Raw genomic sequence first — 20236 nt, 5'->3', positions numbered from 1 at the left:
AATCAGGAAATCATACATCAAAAAATCCCTAAATATCTTTATTTTGTTCCCGCTTAGCCAGGGAACAGATGCATCAGAAATTACGGTTTAACCTTCGGTACCACACCCATTACGGGCAGGAAATTTACCTGCTGGGAAACATTCCCGCACTGGGCAACGACGTGCCGCACCAGGCCCTTCGCCTGCAATGGGAAAATGACGACTGGTGGAGCGCTACTATCCATATTACCGCCGACACCCCTGTTGTTCTCCAATATCAATACATACTCAGGGAACTGGAAGAAGTGACCTATGAAGGCGGTATCCGGGAAATACCGCTGGAGCCGGCCCGGGAAACGTACCAGTTCACCGATACCTGGAGCTACGCCGGAAAGCCGGAGCATGCCTGGCAAACAGCCCCGTTTACAAGGGTGTTTTTCCGACATCCGGTACAACAGCCTGACATTCGTCACGCTACGCACCTTTTCCGCGTACAGGCCCCGCTGTTGCCCGCCGGCAAAACCGTATGCCTGCTCGGCAGCATCCCGCAGCTGGGCGGCTGGAACATCGAAACACCACTGCTGCTGCAATATGATGCCCAGGGATGGTTTACCGCCGCACTGCAACTTCCGGCCACCGCTGCCACGCCTGTGCGGTACAAATATGGTATCTACGATCTGGACAACCATACTTTCGAATATTATGAAAACGGCCCTGACAGAGAACTGCCTCCTTACGATACCAGTGGCCTGGCGGTGCTGCATGATGACTTTGTGCGGAGAGATTATCCTCTCTGGAAAGGCGCCGGTGTAGCCGTGCCCGTATTCAGCCTGCGCAGCAACGAGGGCTTTGGCACCGGCGAATTCGCCGACCTGGCGCCGCTGGCGCAATGGGCGCGGCAGGGCGGCCTGCAACTGATACAGCTGCTGCCGGTCAATGACACGATCAGCACCTGGACGTGGCGCGACTCCTACCCGTACGCCGCCATCTCCTCCTTTGCCCTGCACCCGCTATATATCCGTCTGCAGGACGTAGGCCGGCTGCCAGACAGCCATCCGCTGCAACGGCAGTTCCATTCCTTACGGCAATGGCTCAACGAAAAAGAGGACGTGGATTATGAAACCGTACTGTCCTATAAACTGGCCTATCTCAAAGCCCTTTATGAGGCGGAAGGTGAGAAGCTGCAAACCCGCGCCTACTGGCAATGGTTTGCCGCCAACGAACACTGGTTGCTGCCTTATGCTGTTTTCTGTTATCTGCGTGATAAATACCATACCAGCGATTATTCCCGCTGGCCTGAATATAACCAATACGACTATACGGCTATCAACCAGCTGGTGATAGCAGACAGGGCTGCCGCAGATACGGCACACTTTTATTTTTTTATACAGTACCACCTGCACCTTCAGCTGCAAAGCGCTGTAGAAGCCGTACACCGGGAAGGAATAGCCCTGAAGGGGGATATCCCTATCGGTATTTCCCGCTACAGCGCAGATGCCTGGATGAATCCCGGCCTTTACCATCTGAACATGCAGGCCGGTGCGCCTCCCGACAGCTTTACGGCAGAAGGGCAGAACTGGGGCTTTCCTACCTATAACTGGAAAAAAATGATGGCCGACGGCTGCGACTGGTGGCAGCAACGGCTCCGGCATATGTCCGTTTATTTCGACGCTTTCCGGATAGATCATATCCTGGGCTTCTTTCGCATCTGGCAGATACCTCAACACGCCGTACAGGGGCTGTTGGGACATTTTCATCCAGCCATTCCCGTTAGCCGGGAAGAACTGCTGCAGAAAGGCATCCCTTTTGAAGAAGAGCGTTTTTGCCAGCCATGGGTGACCGACGCCATATTGGACCAGATCTTCGGCAGTTATGCCGGGATTGTCAAAGACCGTTATCTGTACACCTTGCCCAACGGGCGTTATGCTTTTCAGCCGCATTGTGACACGCAGCGTAAAATCAGGGAGCTGCAGCTGCCGGAAGCTGTGGAGTCGGCGCTGTTCAGCTTGATCGCCGACGTATTATTGATAAAGGTCGCCAAAGGGGAAAGGGTGATGTACCACCCCCGTTACGACCTGGCCGGCACTAACTCATTTGCAGCATTGGACGCCGTTACACAACAACGGTTGCTGGCATTGTACCATCATTATTTTTATGTTCGGCAGGAGAGCTGCTGGCGCAAGGAAGCCATGCATAAGCTGCCTCTCATCAGAAGGGCCACCCGTATGCTGATCTGTGGGGAAGACCTGGGCATGGTGCCACATTGCGTGCCGGGCGTGATGCAGGCGCAGGGCATCCTGGGACTGGAAGTAGAGCGCATGCCCAAAAGGAGCGGACAGGATTTCGCCGCTATTTTTGAGGCGCCCTACCTGTCAGTGCTGACCCCGGCCACTCACGATATGAGCACGCTGAGAGGATGGTGGGAAGAAAACGCAGGCATCTCCCGAAAATATTATCAACAGGTATTAAAACATCCAACACCGGCCCCGCTACAGGCCAATCCTGTCCTGATAAAGGAAATTATCGGTCAACACTTGCAGGCTAATGCCATGTGGCGTATCTTTCAAATACAGGACCTGCTGGCAGCGTCGGGCTATATGCCGGACCAGCACCCCGATAAGGAAAGGATCAATATTCCCGCGGTGACACAACATTACTGGAGATACAGAATTAATAAACCAATTACGGATTACGAACTACGAAAGTTTTAAAATGAAACTCACACTTTATCCTTTTGAGCTGAAATTCCGCCATACGTTCACCATTTCACGCAAATCGAAAGACGTACAACCCTTACTGGTAGTGGAACTGCAACAGGATGGCCTGTCGGGCCTCGGAGAAACGGCCGACAATTCCTATTACAATATGACCGTGCCCCGGTTGATGGAATCCATCAACGCTCACCGCCCCTTTATCGAGAACTATACGCTGGACAAGCCGGAAGCATTCTGGCAGGACATGTTCCCGTTATTGCAGGATAATATGTTCGCCCTCTGCGCGCTGGACCTCGCGGCATGGGACCTCTACGCCAAACGGCAAAACAAAAAGCTCTATGAAGTGTGGGGGCTCAATATTTCCCATAATCCACTGACAGACTATACCATCGGCATTGATACCATTGAAAATATGGTGAAGAAACTAAAGGAGTTTCCCTGGCCGATCTATAAAATTAAACTGGGCACCAAAGAAGATATCGCGATTATCACTGAGCTGAGAAAGCACACCACGGCGGTATTCCGCGTAGATGCCAACTGCGCCTGGGGCGTAGAGGAAACGCTGCAAAATGCCGCTGCCATGAAACCACTGGGCGTGGAATTCATTGAGCAGCCGATGGCGGCAGCTGACAGAGAGGGTATGAAGAATGTTTTTGAACAGTCGGTACTGCCCATCATTGCAGATGAAAGCTGTATCGTGGAACAGGACGTGGCCCGCTGCCATGGCTATTTCCACGGGATCAATATCAAACTGACCAAATGCGGAGGCATTACGCCGGCGCTGCGTATGATCAAAGAAGCGCGGCAATATGATATGAAGGTAATGACCGGCAGCATGAATGAAAGCACCGTCGGTACATCCGCTGTGGCGCATCTGTTGCCCTTACTGGACTATGTGGATATGGACGGGCCGCTGCTGCTGGCGGAAGATACCGCCGATGGCATCCGTATCGACAACGGCCGTATTATTTATGCCGACAGGCCTGGTGTGGGCGCTGTGCTGCGGCAGGAAATTATTCGATAAAAACATGATTGAGGGCTATCGGTTTGTATGTTAATCCCGGAAGCTGTCATAAAACCCCGGCCACAGCAGATTGGCGTAGTTGCCAAGAGCGGCTTTCACGGCGGTCATCACCGTGGGGTTACTGCATCTGCCGGTGTCTTTGCTGGCGATGACACGGTCTGTATAAGCCAGCAACAGCGAAGGGTGTCCGGTGATGGCGGTCAGGGGTGTCACCGGGAAGATGTTCATACCGGTGGATGAGAACGGCCATTGAGCGGCTGTTTCGTTGAGGCGTTGTACCAGCGGGTCTGCGGGGGCGAGGTCTCTGGCCATGCTAAGCAGGTCTGGCAGGTAACGCAGGCACAGGTCGGCGGAATAAACGGCTTCCGGTCCGGCGGCCCCGGGATGTTTAGGCAACCATTGATCGATGCCGGCGTTGTCGATATGCCGGAGTTTGATCAGTTGTGCTGCCCTGTAGAGGAAGCCTGCAGCCCATAGTGCGGCATCACTGTCGAAAGCGGGTGCCTGTCCGGGCATATCGGTAACATCATGCTGGTAGTAGTTCAGCAGCACCTTCCGGGTCTCCGTCAGGTCATCCTGGGAAAAGGGATGGGCCACAGTGGCTACGGTCACTTGTCCATCGCGGACCAGGGTAGTTACAAAAGAGGATAAGTTCATAGGTTGCTGTTGTCATCTATGCGTGCGGGATGGCATCAAACGCCAAAGTAATAAAAAACCGCTAAATAGCAGCATCCGTGTGGGGATCTTCTTCTTTCCATGAGCGCGCCAGAAATACGTAGTCTACAATATACCCTTCGGCGGTGACGGTTTTCCCGGCCATTTTCATCAGCGGGTTATCCATGAAGGGATTGGCGCCGGCAGGGCGTATCAGGTAGTCGCCCTGGTCGGTGACCAGATATACGCCCAGGTGCTCACTTTTGGAGCGCTGGCCGAAGGTCCGCAATACCAGACGGCCGGTAAGGCGGATGATATTTTTTTCGTGATGATTATCTGCTGACATATTCACGGTAGCCCAGTATTTGATTGTTTTTTTCTTTTACGACCAGCACTTTGGTGCTGGTGCGCTCTCCACTGACTGCTGATTCCGAAAATACGTGAAATTTTACAGATGGTATGGACGCGCCTGATGCCGTGTTCGTCAGCTGGCTTTTCCGCTGACTGATAAATGTTTTCGCCGGTGGGGGCGAGGTGAACTGCTTTACGCCTAACAGGGAGTGTATGGCCGCTTCCAGAGCGGGGTCTGTGGCATGGGTGTCTGTAGTGTGCTCTGGTGGTGAGAGGAAATCGTCCAGCATTTTACCACGGGCTTCCAGGTTGTCGCGGCGGTTCTGAAGGGTGTTTACAAAAGGTTGTGTTACACCATCGGTGCTGGGGTCTCTGTCGTTGATGACCGGTTGCAGCGACGGGTCGCCCAGGAGATAGAACTGGGCCGCTGTTTTGAGCTCAAAAGGATCGAGGGTGGGGCCCATTTCATGCAGAAAACGTTGACGGGCTTCCAGCAGCGCTCTGCCGGTAGATGCGCCATTGAGCACGTTGATCAGGAAAAACTGTGTCAGCAGGTCGGCCAGTCCCTGGCCGGTAGGCGGGCCGTAGGCGATATTGGAAGCGCCTACGAAAGCGATGGCATGGTTCAGCAGATAGCTGTTGGCCATGCTCATCAGTTTGGCCGCATTTTTCTGCGGGTCGTACAGCTGGCCGCCATAGCAGCATTCGGCCGCCACGATGGTGCCGGTGCTCAGTTTGGCGGTAATGGTGTCTGACCGCATGGCCAGCGGGAAATCGGCCGCCTTCTGGCCATAGTAGCCGGGGTTGTATATCGCACCGTGGCAGTTGATGAAATGTGTTTTAGGCATCATCTGGGTAGACCAGTTGGAGCCGTTGAGTGCGTCCGTGCCGGGGAAAACCAGCAGGCCGTTTTTATCGCCAAATATGTTTTGCAGGCTGTTCTGTGTAGAGTCCTGCCAGTCAAATGTGCTGGCAGCAAAATAAGGCCTGTACACCTGGGCTGGCTGTGATACCGTGTCCAGTATGTCTTTGATGAGTGACCGCAGATAGGAAGGGTCAGCAACTCCCGGGATGTCCGGCACGCGGCCTACCACCCGTGTGGGCGCAATGAATTTGCCGGGATCGGTATCGTATGGCGCGTCACAGGCATATGGCAGATCACTGGGGATAAGGCTGTCAGGGTCGTTATCTTTCAACAGGTTCTTTAACCGCTGAAAGGGAACGATGTCCTGCGCGCCTACCAACATGATATAACCGGGAGAATAAAACCGGTACAGGTCATCGATCGCTTTTTTATGCTGGGCCTCATCTGTCACTTCCGTCACCGGGGTGGACTGGCAGGCCTGCATCTGGGCGGCGTCATCCAGGAAAATCACCCGGGTGGACAACTGCCTGCCGGCATCCGCCGCCTGCAATGAGGCAAGGTCGTCCAGTAGCGCCTGGTGCTGGTCTCCATACTTCTTTTGTAAGGCCGTTTTATTGGTTATAATGAGTTTCGTCGTCAACATATGAATCGCAGGGCTTGCCATATATTCTTCGTTAAGCGCTAAAAGTATTAAAATAAACGGATAACAGGCAAGGTTCCCGTAACAATATTAACATACCATCACGCAAAGTATTTGCATAGTGAAAAAGTAAACCGTATTTTGTTGCAAACGATTGCAGATGAAAACATATTTCCGCAGCTTCTGTCTCCTTGGCGGCCTGCTGGCCGGCCAGCAGACTGCCGCACAGGTCATTGCCCGTTATACCGTACAGGCAGGCGATATCGAGCGACATAACAGCATCGTGCATATACGGCTGGAGCAACCGGCAGACACAGAAAGCCTGCTGCTGGAAGAAGTGACCGGGAAAAAACGTGTGCCCGTCGCCGTTACTGCGGCGGAAGGAGCGCTCTGGTGGGTACTGGAAGGCCGTACGCCCGCAGGCGCCCAAAGATCGTACGAACTGAAAAAAGCCAACCGGAAAACATCCGTGGCGCCGGTCATGCAGGTCACCGATAATCACAGCGCCCTGGTACTGCAACAAGGCCTGCAAAAAAATCTGCAATACAACTATGCTACGGTAGAACCACCTGCCGGCAGCGATACGGTATATCGCCGCAGCGCCTTTATCCATCCGCTCTGGGCACCTAACGGCGCCGTGCTCACCAACGCGTTCCCCAACGCCGGCCATCGGCACCATATGGGCATCTGGAACCCCTGGACACATACCAGCTTTGAAGGAAGGGAGACAGACTTCTGGAACGTACAGAAAAAAGAAGGCAAAGTACGTTTCGTGAAAATGGAATCCGTCACCGTCGGCAACGCCTGGTGCGGCTTCAGCGCCCGCCAGGAACATGTGGCGTTTCTGAAAGACGGCACGGAAAAAGTAGCGATCAATGAAACCTGGGAGGTACGGGCCTACCCGGCTACTGACAACGGCAAACGCCGCCTGTGGGACATCACCTCGCTGTTCACTCCTGCAACAGCTGACGGCATCACATTGCTGCAATACCGCTACGGTGGCGGTTTCGGGCTGCGCACCACCGCGTCCTTCACCGCCAGCACCAGCCAGGTGCTTACCTCCGAAGGCAAAACCCGCAAGGACGCTGACAGCACCCGTGCCCGATGGGTCAAAATTACCGGCACCACGCCACAAGGCAAAGCCGGACTGTTGATCATGAACGCACCGGCCAACTATGACTCCCCGGAACCACTCCGCGTATGGCCTGAAAATATGGAAGGCGGTGAACTGATGCTCAACTATTCTCCCACTAAAATGAAATCCTGGACGCTAACTAACGGAAATGAATATACGTTAACCTATCGCGTAATGGTGTATGATGGCGACATCACGCCGGCAGAAGCGGAAGCTGCCTGGAAGGACTTTGCCTTCCCGCCGGTAGTCAGGAAAGAATAAGGATCTATTTTGTGATGTCATGCTTTTTACTTTACTTCGTCACTGAAAAGGTTGACCCATCCCCGGATTTCCTGATATTGAAAAACTAGCTACCATATGAAAAGTCTACAGGACCTGAAGGCAACGTTGACGGCCATCCACGAGAAAGATAAGAAGCAGATATTTCAGGCGCTGATCACCGCGGAGATACTGGCATTGCTGTTATTGGCAGTGGTCCTTACTTCCGTTCTCAAAAGCAGTGCGGAAATACCACCCTTACTGATACTGATTTTCTGCTGCATCGCTGTGGGGCCGGTGATTCCATATGCTATCATGCTGATGCAGGCCAACAAACGCCGGCAAAAAATTGACGAGTTCGTAGAATGCCTGCGGAAAGGAGAAGCTGTCAGCAACCTGAACACTTATACGGACTATAAACTCATTCTGCCATTGCGCCTTATCCGCATACGGCTGTTCCCTATGGAATACGCACAGGTCGTGGTAGGTCCTGGCAGAAAGGCTTATAAACTGCCGCTTTCCGAAGAAAATGTACAACCTTTCAGGGCTTTTGTGAGTATGGCCGGGACCAGCACCATTGCCGGCAACAACCCCTCCGCCAACTGGTCCGCCAATTAAACAACCATGCCGCAAGGCTGTTATAACTGTATGAAGACATTAGCCGAATTTAATACGTTTGTAGACCAACAACTGGACGCGCAGCTACAGCAACTGGAGCAGCAGCGCAAAGCCGGACAGGCATGGGTACGTCGCATGCGTGTCCTGGGCATAGTGCCGGTGATTATCTTTTTTATCTTCCTGATGTGGGTGGTCATCCCCCGGCAGGAAAGCAGCGGCACCAACAGCTTATCTGCCTTCCTGGTTTTGGGCGCAGGGGTGATTCTCACGCTGGGACTGAGCTTTGCGTTCCGCCGTTATATGGCCAAACAAAAAGGCATGCAGGAAATGGTGGATTATAAACAGGATTTTAAAAACAAGGTGATACAACCAATCGTCCGTTTTATGGACCCGGCTTTTACCTATCAACCCCTGAACCATGCCAGCTATGAGGAGTTCATTGAAAGTGGCCTGTTTGCGCGCAAGGAGTATAATATTACAGGCAATGACCAGGTTTTTGGTAAAACGGGCGACCTGAATTTTCAGTGGTGTGACCTGAAGGTTACGCACATGCCTGTTGTTACGCTCCGTGGACTAGGCCCTGACGTGGTCTTTGAAGGCACTTATTTTGTGGCGCAGTTCCCGCGTTATTTTAATACACCGGTGTACATCGTACCGCGTGTTACGATGATGGAGAACCTTACATCAGCTGGGCAGACGGACACCGATTATATTGAAACCTGGAACCTGGGGAAAAAAGTAACAACGGCCGATGCGGCTTTTAATAAAGTCTTCATGGCATATGCCAAAGATGCAGATGAAGCGCAACAGCTGCTGACATTGCCTTTGCTGGAAAAGATCGCCCGTTTGCAGGAACGTTCACAGGCGCCGTTGTTCATCTCATTTTACAACAACCGTATCTATATCGGTATCAGCCATGGGGAAGATTATTTTGAAGCCGGGCTGCAGGATTCACTGACAGACAGGCGGACGCTCACTAATTTTTACATGGACTTTACCGGTCTGCTGGAGATCCTGGACGACCTGCGGCAGAATGGCAGTATCTGGACATCTGTGGCTTTCTCCCGTTCCTGAAGGCTTATCATTTTTCTGCGGGAGCGTTGGCTGTTTCTTCGGCTTCTTCCTCTTCTTCTTCGCTCAGCTGTGGTTGCATCAGTGACTTCATTTTCGATTTCTTCAGTTTGTCCACTTCCACTTTCCATTCCCTGCCAAAAACACGGCTCATTCGTTCATCTATTTCTTTGATAAGCGCCGTTTGTTTATTCGTATAGGCGTAATCGTAATAATCTGCCGCGAGGAAGCTGTAAACGGAAGAAGAAATTTCATCGTCCGTCATGGGGATACCACATTTGTAGGCCTGTTCCAGCAGCGTGCGGTAACGGCTGCTGTCTTTCCGGCGGCTCAGTTCCACCGCCTGGTACCAGGACATTACCGCCTGGGACAGGTATTGGTGCTGTTCTGCCAATGCCGCCTGTTGCAGGAACCATTCAATGGCCGGGCCATAGTTGCGCCGTACCTGGGCGTAGGCGCCCTGGTAGCCGTATGCCTGGATCAGCAGGGAGATGCAGGCGTTGTCGCCCATCTGTATGCCCTGTTTGGCAATACGGGTGGCTTTTTCCAGCAGCAGCGGTAATTGCGGGTCACGTTTGAAGTTGAACAACATGCCGGCGTAGGTGAGGTGCGCCGTAGCAAAAAGTCCTTTGTTGCCGCTCCGTTGCGTCACTTCCAGCATACGTTCGCCCCAGTAATGCAGCCGTTTGATGTCTTTGTCTTTGGCGGCATTGCCCATTTCAAACAGGCATTTGCGATAGGCTATTTCCGGATCATTGGGATTGCCGGAAGTAGCGAGGCGTTGTATCGCGTCTGCCAGTTGCAGGGGGACATGAAACGATATGATCTGTCCGGGAAACGGGCGGTCATTGATCAGCAGGTAATCTTTTCCCACATGGTCCACCACTGTGATGCGCACGCCTGCCGGAATGCCCAGCTTGAGCAGCCGCGTAAGCCAGCCGGCGAAACTGCGGGTATCGCTTACCTGCCATGGCAGCAGCGCCAGCACCAGTGTGGCTGGTTGATGGGGCAATGCCTCGCGGAAAGACTGTAACAGTTGCAGCAGCTGCTTGTCCTGTGGAACAGCGGCGGGCAACTGTCTGAAGGGTGCTGGGTCCCACATCAGCTTACTGTTTTTGGCTTCCATTTCCTGTAACAGCGTAGCGCTGTTGTCGTAGGTAGCCAGCCAGTCCCGGATGATGGCCGCGCTGAAGGTGTCTTCCCCTTCAAATGGTGTCAGGTGTGTGACAAATATTTCTTCCAGTTGGCCGTGAGGAGAGGACTCCAGTTTAAAAAAACCTTCATAGAGCCTTGCTTCTTCGGGCAATATCATGAGGCGTACCAGGCGCAGCGGATCATTACCGCTGACAGCCTTGCGCCAGTGTGCCTGAATTTTATTAATCTCCAGTGCTATCGGATTGTGTTCGTTCATTAGCAGTTCAGGTTTACCATGCCTCCTTTAATGTCTGTTGTGGTGCCTCCGTCTACTTTAATGGAGGTGCCTTTGATTGATACCTGCGTATTGCCTTCTGTTTCGTGATGGAGAGCGCTCATTTTCATATTGGCAAGGCTTTTCAGCTCATGCAACGTATCGGCGGTCGCCGTTATTTTATCGGCCCCGCTGGTGATTTTATTGGATTCGTTGTCCACTGTGATTTGAGCTGCTCCTTCTCCAATGATCACTTTTTTGGTGCCTTTCAGATGAATTTCCTTAGAAAGGAATTCTATCTGGTTGGGAGCGTCTACCACGATTTTATCTTCGGTTTTTACGGTGACCAGTGTTTGTGATTTTACGGTAATATTGCCTGATCCGTCCATGATCATGGTACTACCGTTTTTGTCGGTCACGGTCACGCTGCCGGAATTATCATCCAGCTGTATCAGGTTGCCACTGCGTGTTTTGATGGCTTTCATATTGTTTTGCGCGTCGCCGTAACCGCTTTTGGATTTGCCGTTGAACTTACTGCCCAGTACGAAAGGCATTTCCGCGTTGCCGCCTTCAAAGCCGATCACGACTTCTTCCCCTACTTCCGGTACAAAATGAAAGCCGGTGCCACCGCCGGCGGCAGGTGAAGCCTGGCGTATCCAGGGGCTCATGTCATTTTGTTGCTGCCAGAAGAACTGCACCCTTACGCGGCCCAGTTTTTCCGGGTCGTTGTTGTCCTTTACGATGGCGCTCTGCATATCTGCTTTAGGCACCAGGTGGGGATTGCTGTAGGGGGGCACCTTCACATCGGCGGGAATGGCCGTAAAGGAGCAGTGATAGTTGCCGGGGGTGCTGGCGTAGTGTGTTGCGGAGATGACCGTGTAGGCGCTTTGTCCGGAGTCGCTGGCGATGCTGATTTGCTGGCCGGGCATTACCGGCAGTTCGCTGATACCGCTGACGCGGACAAATGCGGCGGCGTTGACTTTGTTCTGCACTTCCTTTACCTGTTTCAGTTCATCCTGTGTATAACCGTGATGCACAAACGTTTGTTTCTGGGAGGAAGAGCTGTACAGGTCGTCTGATGCAGCAGAAGACAGGTGCATCAGCGGGTGGGAGCCGGCTTCCGCTTTTTGCGATTTTTCGCTCAGCGGAGAGGCTTTCATCATATCGTACGATACATAGTTGATCCGTTGCGGTGTCACGGCGGCCACGGTTTTCAGCTGGTGCAGCGTAACATTTTTGGTGAGTTTCACTTCGCCTTTCTGGGTGTCGCCGATCACGAGGGCGCTGCCGTCGTAGTACATCCATTCGCCGTAGCGGGCGGATATGCGTGCGAGGAAGTCGAAGTCAGTCTCGTTATATTGTACGCAATAGGGGAGGGTGCCTTTATGGGCCGGTACCACCTGTGTTTTCAACAGGCCGGAGCCGGCGTCCTGCAGGGCGCCCTGCATCACCTGTTGCAGGGATTTCTGGTAGAAGGACGTGCTTTGCGGGACATCGTCCAGCAGGATGGTGGGGCTTACACCTGACACCTGAAAACCGATGGCGGCGCCATCTTCCTCTATCACGGCCATGCTGGTGATGAGGCCTTTGAAACGGAAATCGTCGAAGTTGATGGAGATGCCTTTACCGATATATTTTTCAATGATTCCCTGCTGATAGGAGAGATTGCTGCTCAGGCTGCCGGGGCGCCACAGAAAGCTGAAATAATGGTGGCTGCCGACAGCCTGTTCCAGTGTCACATTTTTAAACTCTACCGGTCCGGCATAGCCTTCAATGCCTATTGTTGACTTATTCAGAAATTTATCGTCGCCCATAGTATTCAGGTTTAAAAATTTTTGTCAATGAATGAGTGTGTGGTCAGTCTTTTGGGTTGACCTTCATCACGCCTATTTTTTGAAAATCGATATCGCCGCCTTTGACATCTTCTACATGCATGTAGATAAAATATTTATAAAGATGCCCGGAAGCGTCCCTGGGGTTAAGGTCAAAGTGGCTGGTATAATGGCGGGTCAGTGAGCCCGGAATGGTTTTATTGTGCAGTGCCTGCTGATAGGCGTCTTCCATGAGATAGAGGCCTACGAACTCCGTGCCCCAGTGCCTGTTATAGGCGTCCATCATTCTGGTGAGGGGGCCGTATCCGCCACCCTGGTCGGCCGGGGCCTTCTGCGCCATGTTGATGTTTTCCAGGTCGGCATCTTTAAATTTATCATTGGCCATGATGTCCAGCAGCTGGGTGGCGCCGGGCACATAGTCGATGCCCGGGAAGTTGCCTTCCCCTGCTTTTTTGGTGCTCAGGTCGGCCATGATTTCGCCGGGATTTCCTGCCAGTACGCCTTTTACCAGGTCTCTTTCTTTGAAGAGGCCTTTGTATACATCATGCACGCCGCCGAAATGTTTGATCTGTGATCTGAATTTCATGAGGTTAACGCCGGCAGGTGCTTTGGCGAAAGCTTTTATTTTGTCTTGTATGGCGTCTTTTGCCTTGTCTTTCAGGAACCCTGCGTCGCGGCTGATGCGCCCGTCCATGTCAGCGTTTGTATGAAGCCGGTAACGGGAAAGGCTGTCCGTTGCAGGGGCTGCCGTTGTTTTATCTGAGGCGACTGTCGGCCACATAAAGGTGACCATTCTGCCATACTGTATGTCGAGTATAAAAGTGCCTACTTCCTGCACATATACGCCCAGCAGGTTGTTTTGCAACTGGCAGTAGATGCGGGAGGCCGGTATGAGTGTTTTGGTGAGCCCTGCGTTATATAATACCACCGGCAGATGATAGGTCATGGCTGTCAGTCCCTGGTTGAGGTGCTGCTGCTCTGCCTGGCTAAACGAGATGTCGGTATTGACATTTTCCAGGAAGCTTTCGTTGTACCATTTCTGGTGGTCACGTTCTTCCAGGTGTTCGCTCATGTGGATATCCGCCAGGGTACGTTGTAGTGACAGCAGGATAAAGCGGGCCACCACTTTGATATTTTCGGGGATATGCTCCATGGCTTAGTCCTCCCATTTTCTTTTATAGGCAACGTTGCCGATTTTAAGTTCCCGGGCAGAGATCACGATATGGGTGATCATGGGGCTGTTGCCGGAGTGATGATAACTTTCGTGGAACTGTACGCAGATGCCTTCGGTAAATTCCACCGTGCGGAGGCTGGAGTCATGATCGCGGCGTTTAAAAATGATGGTGCCGTCACGTTTTTCCTCCGGGGAGATCATCCACTGCACCAGGTCGGTGTCGCGGGCCGATTCCAATACCAGGGAGATGGTACCGCCGCGGGGCATGGTGCTGGGTTTACCGATGGCGTCGGTACCCTGGGAGAAACCATAGTTACATTCCAGCACATTGGCTGACTTTCCAGCTATAATCAGTTCTGCCTTAAAAGACATAAAAAAAGCAATTTTTTAGTGTTAACAATCCCGTTGTCCTGTGACTATACGCAGATAGGCGCAGTTATAACAGGTGATATACGAAATTTATATGGTCGTTGTGGTACTCTTGTTGGAACGGGTGAATGAAATGTTATGAAAGCTAATGGTGACACATGTTTCCGGGCAAAAGGTCGTTCTCACGGGTCTCTTGTTCATGGATGTTTCAGGTTTTTTCTCTTTCAATAAAGGTTGATACGAAAGTAATTATTCTCGTGGATAAATGGTGTGAAGCAGTGATTTATTTTCGATCATGAATATTACCCTGTCCTATTTAATAGGTAGACATCCTTTCGATTTTTAATGATTTTTTTGTCAAGTAAAAAATTTATGTATTAATTTTATGTTTAAAATATTTTTTGATTTTAATGAGATAAAATAGCAGTAGATTGTTTGTAATGTATACTGGTATTGCATTTCTAAAGACTTCAAAATCGTATACGGATAAAAGTTGCCCCCATAGTAAATATTTAGGAAAAAACTAATGTTAGCCTCCGGTAAGAATTTCTTGCAGATTCAATTTTATGTAAATGTTTTCGCAGTATCTTTACCCAACTGCTTTTGTTAAGCAGCTGCGTTGTTGTAACTGTTAACTGATTAGAAAAACCTTGAATCATCCAAATGACCCTTTCAACATTGACCATATTCAGCGTTGAACTGCAATCTGCTCTCAGGATTGCCCAGGCAATTGCAAAAGATCACCATCATGTGCAGTATTCCCCTGCTCACCTGCTCCGTGCCGCCCTGCATAAGGAGGTGGGACTGGCTCCCCTGCTGCATCAGATAAATATAGACGTATACTACCTGGAAGAATGGGCCGAAGTAAGGCTGGACGAGCTGCCCCGTACGTCCCGCACCGTAGACGAAGCTGAACCCGACGATGCCGCTGCCACTGTATTGCAGGAGGCCATCAGTATAGCCCAGGAGGCAGATAAACCGGAAACGGATGCCTGGAGCCTGCTGATTGCGTTATGTACCCCCGGGGTGGGCTTTTCGTACGAGCAGTTAAAATCGTTCCCCTTTACCCGTGACCAGCTCATTGCCGCCAGCGAACAGGGCCGCAGCAGACCGGAAAACACGGCTAACGGCAAAACCGCCACAGCGGCCATCAAACCGGCATCGCTGAAATATGTGTACCGGATGACAGACCCGCAACTGTTGCAGACTTATCACCCGGTCATCGGCAGAGACGGCGACATACGCGCGCTGTCGGAGGTGCTTACCCGTAAAGACCGCGCCAGCGTGCTGGTGATCGGTGAAGGCGGCGTAGGCAAAACAGCACTGGTGGAAGGACTGGCACGCGCAATTGCACAAAAGCAGGTACCGCTGCAGTTACAGCAATCTGATATTTACGCCCTCGACTATGGCGCCTTCATCGCCGGCGCTGCGTATAAAAATGAGCTGGAAGACAGATTGCTTCAGATCATCCAACAGCTCAAACAAACGGGCAGGCATATACTCTTTATTGACAATCTGCATACCCTTCTCGATAAACAGTCCGGTGGCGGCATGGCCAACGTCATCAAAGCCGCACTTGGAAAAGGAGAGATCATCCTCATCGGTACCACCACGCCGGAAGGTTTCCGCAAACTCATTGAGCCGGACGCCATCCTGCGGCATCGTTTTGAGACCATCACGCTCGGCGAGCCCGACGAAACACAGGCTGTCCGCATGATGAGCGCCGTAGTGCCGGTATATGAAAGCTTTTACCAGCTACAGGTCCCCCAGGACGCCACCCGTGAGGCTATCCGCCTCTCCCGGCGCTACCTGAAGGAACGTTGCCTGCCGGACAGCGCCATCAACCTGATGGACCGTACCATGGCCGCTATCCGCACCATGCAGGACACCGGCGCGCCACTGCTCGTGTCCCTGCGGGAAGAACTGGAAACGCTGCGTGGTAAGGAAGACTTACAAAGTGAAGACCTGCATTGGTTTTACAGGCAACTGACTGACAGACTGGGCGCACTGCTGACCGGTAAATTGCAGGTAGAAACTGAACTGACCAAAATAACAGATACCACCGTACTGCTGGACAACCTGCAACAACTGCTGGACCAGCTGGCCGGCGTGGTGTCCGTGCAACATAAGACCGTAACGCCTGTTGACCTGGCCACCATGATAGCCGGCATGACAGGCGTGCCGCTGGGCAAAATCCAGTCACAGGAAAGAGAACGCCTGGTGGCCATGGACCTGCACCTGCGTAAAAGGGTAGTAGGACAGGACCATGCCCTGAAAGCCGTATCCGACGCCATCCTGGAGTCACGGTCCGGCCTCAGCAGACCGGGGCAGCCAATTGGCTCTTTCTTCCTCCTGGGACCTACCGGTACCGGTAAAACGGAGCTGGCGAAATCTCTGGCAGACTTCTTGTTCCAGGACGAACGCTGCATGATCCGCTTCGATATGTCCGAGTTTAAGGAAGAACATGCTGCAGCTCTTCTGTATGGTGCGCCTCCGGGATATGTAGGATATGAAGAAGGCGGCCTGCTGGTCAACAAAATACGGCAACAACCCTACGCAGTAGTATTATTCGACGAGATAGAAAAAGCCCACCCGTCTGTATTTGATATCTTTTTACAGATCATGGACGAGGGCAAATTACACGACAGACTGGGGAAAACAGGAGACTTCTCCAATGCGCTGGTGCTCTTTACCTCCAATATCGGTAGCGACGCCATCGCCGCTTCCTTTGAGGAGGGGGTGATACCACCGTCACAGCAGCTGATGGAACTGATGACCCGCCACTTCCGGCCGGAATTTCTCGGAAGGCTGACGGAGATCGTTCCCTTCGGTCCTATCCGGCAGGAAAATGTGGAGAAGATATTCGATATCCATCTGCAACACCTGTTGCACCTGCTGGAACAGCAGCAGATCACGCTGACGGTTACACCGGCAGCCCGGCAACACCTCGCCATGATGGGCTATTCGCCCCGTTATGGCGCGCGCCCGCTCCGGGAAGTGATCCGTGGCCAGCTCCGCAAACCATTGTCACGCATGATCATAGATGGCAGCCTTAGCAAGGAGATGTCCGTAACGCTCGACCTGAAAGAAGATAAACTGGACTGGTCTATCAACAAGTAAAAAACCTCAAACAATAAAAAGGGACAGGGAACATATCCCCCGGCCTTTTACTAATTTGGAAAATCTCAAAATGTTTTGTTATGAATGACAACTACGGAATTGGTGGCACAGAAGTCAAACTGGACGCCAATGAAGCCATTGTGGAAATATCACATAACCGTACATTGTTTGCTGAAAAACTCACGCAGCAAGCACCTGTAAAGCCTGAAATCGTGGAAGGGCTTACTTCCGTGGAAGCCGTTTTTGAACACTTCAAGCCCAGCCTCAACGTGAGCTTCCATGATGCGGAAGGCCGTCCGGTGCCGGAAAAACTGCAGTTCCATCACCTCGGCGATTTTGGCGTGAAAGGTATTACCGAACAAAGCGCTTTCCTCAACGACCTCGCCACAGAGAAGGAGCAATACCTGAAAATCATGAAAAACCTGAAGACCAACAAGATCCTTAAACAGGCGCTCGCTGATCCGGAAGCCAGACAGGCCATGCTGAACGCTATACGCGGCATGCTGAAAGACCTGAACACAAAATAATTAAACGGTTCCCCTATCCCGGAACATAATATCATTTCTTATGGCAGAATTACAGAAAAACGAGGAGCTGCAGGACCTGCAAAATGCGGGACAACAACCGTCAGCCAAACCAGAAGTTAACCTCGCCCAAAATATTGAGAGCCTGGTCAAATACGGCGGCTTCGATCTCATCGAAGCTGCGGTGGAAGGCGCTCAAAACCTTAACCCGGACCGCAAAGCACGCCGTAATATTTTCCTCACGGAAGCAGGAAAAAAATCGGAAAGAGATAAACTCAGGAAAACACTGTCCCTCTGGGAAAAAGTGCTCTCCGAAGCTACAGAACTGCCGGACATGGTGGACTTCTGTAACGAACACGCCGCCGAAGCTGAACAGGTGCTGAACAAAAACCTCGCTGAAGCCGTGGAAGGCACCCGCGAACTGGAACAGTCCTACCGCAATGTGGCCCTGTTCTTCAAAAATACCGAGTCCGACAAAGTGAAGAACATCTCTTTCATGAATGTGGAACTCGAACAACTGAAAGACCTCGATAACACCCGCTTTATTGACGCTGTCCGTGAGGAACTGGTGGCCAACTACGACCGCCTCGATCTGCGCGATAACTACAGCCTGCTGGTTATTCCGGGTTATCTCGGTTCCAACAAGGTGCTGGAAAAATGGGCTAAAATAGCACATGAAAACAAAGCCATGCTGGTGACAGACTTCGCTCACCTCGACGCTCCGGACGACGTGATGGAAATGTTTGAACTGGCGAACCTCACCGGTGGCGAAATACATCGCTCCAATGTGATCATGTCCTGTAACTGGCTTGTTGGCCGTGGCAAATTCGATGAAGTAGGAGAGGACGATAACCTCTATGTGCCGCCTTCCGGTGCATTGGCAGGTAAAATCTACAAAACCCTCATGTCCCAGGTTACAGCCGGTAAAAAATTCGGCGGCATGAACGAAGTAGACGGTGTACGCTTCGAACTGAAGAAAAGCGAAATCGCCAGCCTCGAAAAAATGGGCCTCGTGCCCATGGTGAAGGAATATGGCAAAGTAATGGCCTTCAGTGCCAAAACACTGTTCAATGGTGATAACCTTGGCCTGCAGACTTACTCCGTAGTACGTGTGTTCGACTTTGTGACCAAAGTGCTGATGGACTTCCTGAACCGCCGTGCTTTTGAAAACTTCAACGCCAATACCCGTAAAGACCTCATGAAGCAGATCATCCGCTTCCTCGATGGTATTACCGGTCCGGATAAACTGATCGAAGATTTCAACATACGCCGTTTTGAACAGGACCCGATCCAGAAAGACCGTATCCACCTGGATATTCACCTGAAGCCTTATTTCCCTGCCAAAAACTTCCTGATTAAAATGGAAGGCCAGAAAGGAGATGATGCAGCTGAGTGGGATACCAAATATGAGCAGGATAAATAAACAGGTAGTCAGATCAATTACATGCTGGCAGTGATCATCGTTGAACAACCGGCAAGGCCCTGTACAACGTTGATCATTGCGGCACGACATAATTTTTATTACGGTTGTTTTTCAGGTAGATAAAACAACCTGAGAGCCAACTCAACTGTTAAGTGTAAATACAATGAAAGCGGTGCGCAGTATTTTATTTTGTTTGTTAATTGGAACGGCCCCCACAGCGATGGCGCAGCAAGTCGGAAGGACCGACACTGTGCTGACAAAAAGAGGCGCTTCTACCCTTATTACCAGTGGTTCCCCTATCACCACGTTCCAGATCGGTGATGGAAAAAACACCGATTATGATTACCGGATCGTAGACGGCAACATGGCGGTGGTAAGAGCGGTCACAGCATCTCCCAAGCCTACCAATCTGATTGTCCGTGAAGGCGACAATATTCACTACATGATCCTCACCTACCGTGAGAATGCAGATCTGGCCAAACTGAAGTATGTGTTGTCGAAGAAACCCGGAGGCGGTAAGGAAACCGTCATGGCTGGCGGCACTCCTGAGCCCAGGCATGGTGACAAGGATTCCGGTAATAAAAATCCCAATACCCTTCAGCTGCCTGTGGAAGATGACAGCGCTCCACTGATCAGCGTGGATACTGTTACTGTCAGCGATCTGGCGGAAGACTTCAAAAAAGACAGTAAAGTAAATCACAACTATGAAGTGAAAATAGACGGCGTGAGCCTCGGTTACGCCAAAGCGATGACACTTAGTTCACTGAACTACTTCTGCTTCCACATCCGCAACAAAAACAAGGAACCTTACGAGTTTGTGAAAGCTACGCTGATACACAAAGAGAAAAAGGACACCGCGGTGCTGCATACCATGCCTTTGCTGTACAAGAAAGGCCCGGCTGCCATTGAAGCCCACGGCGAAGCGCAGGAAGTATTTGTAGTGCCTTCCAGGACTTTCAAAAAGGAAGATGAGATCATCATCGTGCTGGAGCCTGCCGACAACAAGCCGCAACTGGTGCTGTATGTGCCTGCCAGCACATTGCCCAAGTATATGTTGACAAAATAGGAAAACGTGCC

Annotated in this window: 16 protein-coding genes; 9 read left to right on the top strand and 7 right to left on the bottom strand. The window is 51.7% G+C overall.

What is annotated here, in order from left to right; translation table 11 throughout:
- Positions 1 to 68 precede the first annotated feature (68 nt).
- Positions 69 to 2690, top strand: a complete 2622-nt coding sequence (locus HGH92_RS04350; RefSeq protein WP_168869527.1) for a 4-alpha-glucanotransferase — start codon at positions 69 to 71, stop codon at positions 2688 to 2690.
- 1 nt (position 2691) lies between these two features.
- On the top strand, positions 2692 to 3717 hold the full coding sequence (locus HGH92_RS04345; RefSeq protein ID WP_168869526.1) for a dipeptide epimerase: 1026 nt from the start codon (positions 2692 to 2694) through the stop codon (positions 3715 to 3717).
- Between the two features lie 30 nt (positions 3718 to 3747).
- Here HGH92_RS04345 and HGH92_RS04340 read toward each other — a convergent pair whose 3' ends face one another.
- From HGH92_RS04340 to HGH92_RS04330, 3 genes are all read right to left on the bottom strand, one after another.
- Positions 3748 to 4374 carry a hypothetical protein gene (locus tag HGH92_RS04340; protein ID WP_168869525.1) on the bottom strand — a complete coding sequence of 209 codons (627 nt, stop codon included), beginning with the start codon at positions 4372 to 4374 and terminating at the stop codon, positions 3748 to 3750.
- A gap of 61 nt (positions 4375 to 4435) precedes the next feature.
- Positions 4436 to 4717, bottom strand: coding sequence for a hypothetical protein (locus HGH92_RS04335; protein ID WP_168869524.1), 282 nt, complete (start codon positions 4715 to 4717; stop codon positions 4436 to 4438).
- Positions 4704 to 6251, bottom strand: coding sequence for a C25 family cysteine peptidase (locus tag HGH92_RS04330; protein ID WP_168869523.1), 1548 nt, complete (start codon positions 6249 to 6251; stop codon positions 4704 to 4706). Before HGH92_RS04330 ends, HGH92_RS04335 begins: the two co-directional genes overlap by 14 nt.
- Positions 6252 to 6387: 136 nt before the next feature.
- Between HGH92_RS04330 and HGH92_RS04325 the strand changes: the two genes are divergently transcribed.
- From HGH92_RS04325 to HGH92_RS04315, 3 genes are all read left to right on the top strand, one after another.
- The gene (locus HGH92_RS04325) at positions 6388 to 7623 is read left to right on the top strand and encodes a PmoA family protein (protein ID WP_168869522.1); all 1236 of its coding nucleotides are present in this window, start codon (positions 6388 to 6390) and stop codon (positions 7621 to 7623) included.
- Positions 7624 to 7719: 96 nt separating this feature from the next.
- Positions 7720 to 8238 carry a hypothetical protein gene (locus tag HGH92_RS04320; RefSeq protein WP_168869521.1) on the top strand — a complete coding sequence of 173 codons (519 nt, stop codon included), beginning with the start codon at positions 7720 to 7722 and terminating at the stop codon, positions 8236 to 8238.
- A gap of 30 nt (positions 8239 to 8268) precedes the next feature.
- Complete coding sequence (locus HGH92_RS04315) at positions 8269 to 9312, top strand: DUF3137 domain-containing protein (RefSeq protein ID WP_168869520.1); 1044 nt, start codon at positions 8269 to 8271, stop codon at positions 9310 to 9312.
- Between the two features lie 7 nt (positions 9313 to 9319).
- Here the strand turns inward: HGH92_RS04315 and HGH92_RS04310 are convergent, their stop codons facing one another.
- From HGH92_RS04310 to tssD, 4 genes are read right to left on the bottom strand one after another with little or no spacing between them, the layout of a single operon-like run.
- Positions 9320 to 10720 (bottom strand): hypothetical protein, encoded by a 1401-nt coding sequence (locus HGH92_RS04310; RefSeq protein WP_168869519.1) that lies wholly within the window; start codon positions 10718 to 10720, stop codon positions 9320 to 9322.
- The gene (locus HGH92_RS04305; RefSeq protein ID WP_168869518.1) at positions 10720 to 12531 is read right to left on the bottom strand and encodes a type VI secretion system Vgr family protein; all 1812 of its coding nucleotides are present in this window, start codon (positions 12529 to 12531) and stop codon (positions 10720 to 10722) included. The genes HGH92_RS04310 and HGH92_RS04305 overlap by 1 nt, the downstream gene beginning before the upstream one ends.
- A 43-nt stretch (positions 12532 to 12574) precedes the next feature.
- The gene (locus HGH92_RS04300; protein ID WP_168869517.1) at positions 12575 to 13702 is read right to left on the bottom strand and encodes a hypothetical protein; all 1128 of its coding nucleotides are present in this window, start codon (positions 13700 to 13702) and stop codon (positions 12575 to 12577) included.
- A gap of 3 nt (positions 13703 to 13705) precedes the next feature.
- Entirely contained in the window at positions 13706 to 14095 is a 390-nt protein-coding gene (gene tssD, locus HGH92_RS04295) for a type VI secretion system tube protein TssD (protein WP_168869516.1), read from the bottom strand.
- 660 nt (positions 14096 to 14755) lie between these two features.
- Between tssD and HGH92_RS04290 the strand changes: the two genes are divergently transcribed.
- The 4 genes from HGH92_RS04290 (at position 14756) to HGH92_RS04275 (ending at position 20225) form a co-directional block, all read left to right on the top strand.
- Entirely contained in the window at positions 14756 to 17212 is a 2457-nt protein-coding gene (locus HGH92_RS04290; RefSeq protein WP_168869515.1) for an AAA family ATPase, read from the top strand.
- Between the two features lie 80 nt (positions 17213 to 17292).
- On the top strand, positions 17293 to 17739 hold the full coding sequence (locus HGH92_RS04285; RefSeq protein ID WP_168869514.1) for a hypothetical protein: 447 nt from the start codon (positions 17293 to 17295) through the stop codon (positions 17737 to 17739).
- Between the two features lie 40 nt (positions 17740 to 17779).
- Positions 17780 to 19159 carry a DUF5458 family protein gene (locus HGH92_RS04280; RefSeq protein WP_168869513.1) on the top strand — a complete coding sequence of 460 codons (1380 nt, stop codon included), beginning with the start codon at positions 17780 to 17782 and terminating at the stop codon, positions 19157 to 19159.
- A gap of 220 nt (positions 19160 to 19379) precedes the next feature.
- On the top strand, positions 19380 to 20225 hold the full coding sequence (locus HGH92_RS04275) for a hypothetical protein (RefSeq protein WP_168869512.1): 846 nt from the start codon (positions 19380 to 19382) through the stop codon (positions 20223 to 20225).
- Positions 20226 to 20236: the final 11 nt, after the last annotated feature.

Origin of the sequence: Chitinophaga varians (assembly GCF_012641275.1) — a bacterium.
Classification (GTDB): domain Bacteria; phylum Bacteroidota; class Bacteroidia; order Chitinophagales; family Chitinophagaceae; genus Chitinophaga; species Chitinophaga varians_A.
Note: the sequence above shows the minus strand (reverse complement) of the source record. Positions and strands in the feature narration are given on the sequence as shown.

Excerpts from the sequence above, each read along its gene's own strand:
- HGH92_RS04305 (WP_168869518.1), bottom strand. The coding sequence starts at position 12,531 with ATGGGCGACGATAAATTTCTGAATAAGTCAACAATAGGCATTGAAGGC.
- HGH92_RS04320 (WP_168869521.1), top strand. The coding sequence starts at position 7,720 with ATGAAAAGTCTACAGGACCTGAAGGCAACGTTGACGGCCATCCACGAG.
- HGH92_RS04275 (WP_168869512.1), top strand. The coding sequence starts at position 19,380 with ATGGCGCAGCAAGTCGGAAGGACCGACACTGTGCTGACAAAAAGAGGC.
- HGH92_RS04345 (WP_168869526.1), top strand. The coding sequence starts at position 2,692 with ATGAAACTCACACTTTATCCTTTTGAGCTGAAATTCCGCCATACGTTC.
- tssD (WP_168869516.1), bottom strand. The coding sequence starts at position 14,095 with ATGTCTTTTAAGGCAGAACTGATTATAGCTGGAAAGTCAGCCAATGTG.
- HGH92_RS04335 (WP_168869524.1), bottom strand. The coding sequence starts at position 4,717 with ATGTCAGCAGATAATCATCACGAAAAAAATATCATCCGCCTTACCGGC.
- HGH92_RS04280 (WP_168869513.1), top strand. The coding sequence starts at position 17,780 with ATGGCAGAATTACAGAAAAACGAGGAGCTGCAGGACCTGCAAAATGCG.
- HGH92_RS04325 (WP_168869522.1), top strand. The coding sequence starts at position 6,388 with ATGAAAACATATTTCCGCAGCTTCTGTCTCCTTGGCGGCCTGCTGGCC.
- HGH92_RS04330 (WP_168869523.1), bottom strand. The coding sequence starts at position 6,251 with ATGGCAAGCCCTGCGATTCATATGTTGACGACGAAACTCATTATAACC.
- HGH92_RS04310 (WP_168869519.1), bottom strand. The coding sequence starts at position 10,720 with ATGAACGAACACAATCCGATAGCACTGGAGATTAATAAAATTCAGGCA.
- HGH92_RS04285 (WP_168869514.1), top strand. The coding sequence starts at position 17,293 with ATGAATGACAACTACGGAATTGGTGGCACAGAAGTCAAACTGGACGCC.
- HGH92_RS04340 (WP_168869525.1), bottom strand. The coding sequence starts at position 4,374 with ATGAACTTATCCTCTTTTGTAACTACCCTGGTCCGCGATGGACAAGTG.
- HGH92_RS04315 (WP_168869520.1), top strand. The coding sequence starts at position 8,269 with ATGAAGACATTAGCCGAATTTAATACGTTTGTAGACCAACAACTGGAC.
- HGH92_RS04290 (WP_168869515.1), top strand. The coding sequence starts at position 14,756 with ATGACCCTTTCAACATTGACCATATTCAGCGTTGAACTGCAATCTGCT.
- HGH92_RS04350 (WP_168869527.1), top strand. The coding sequence starts at position 69 with ATGCATCAGAAATTACGGTTTAACCTTCGGTACCACACCCATTACGGG.
- HGH92_RS04300 (WP_168869517.1), bottom strand. The coding sequence starts at position 13,702 with ATGGAGCATATCCCCGAAAATATCAAAGTGGTGGCCCGCTTTATCCTG.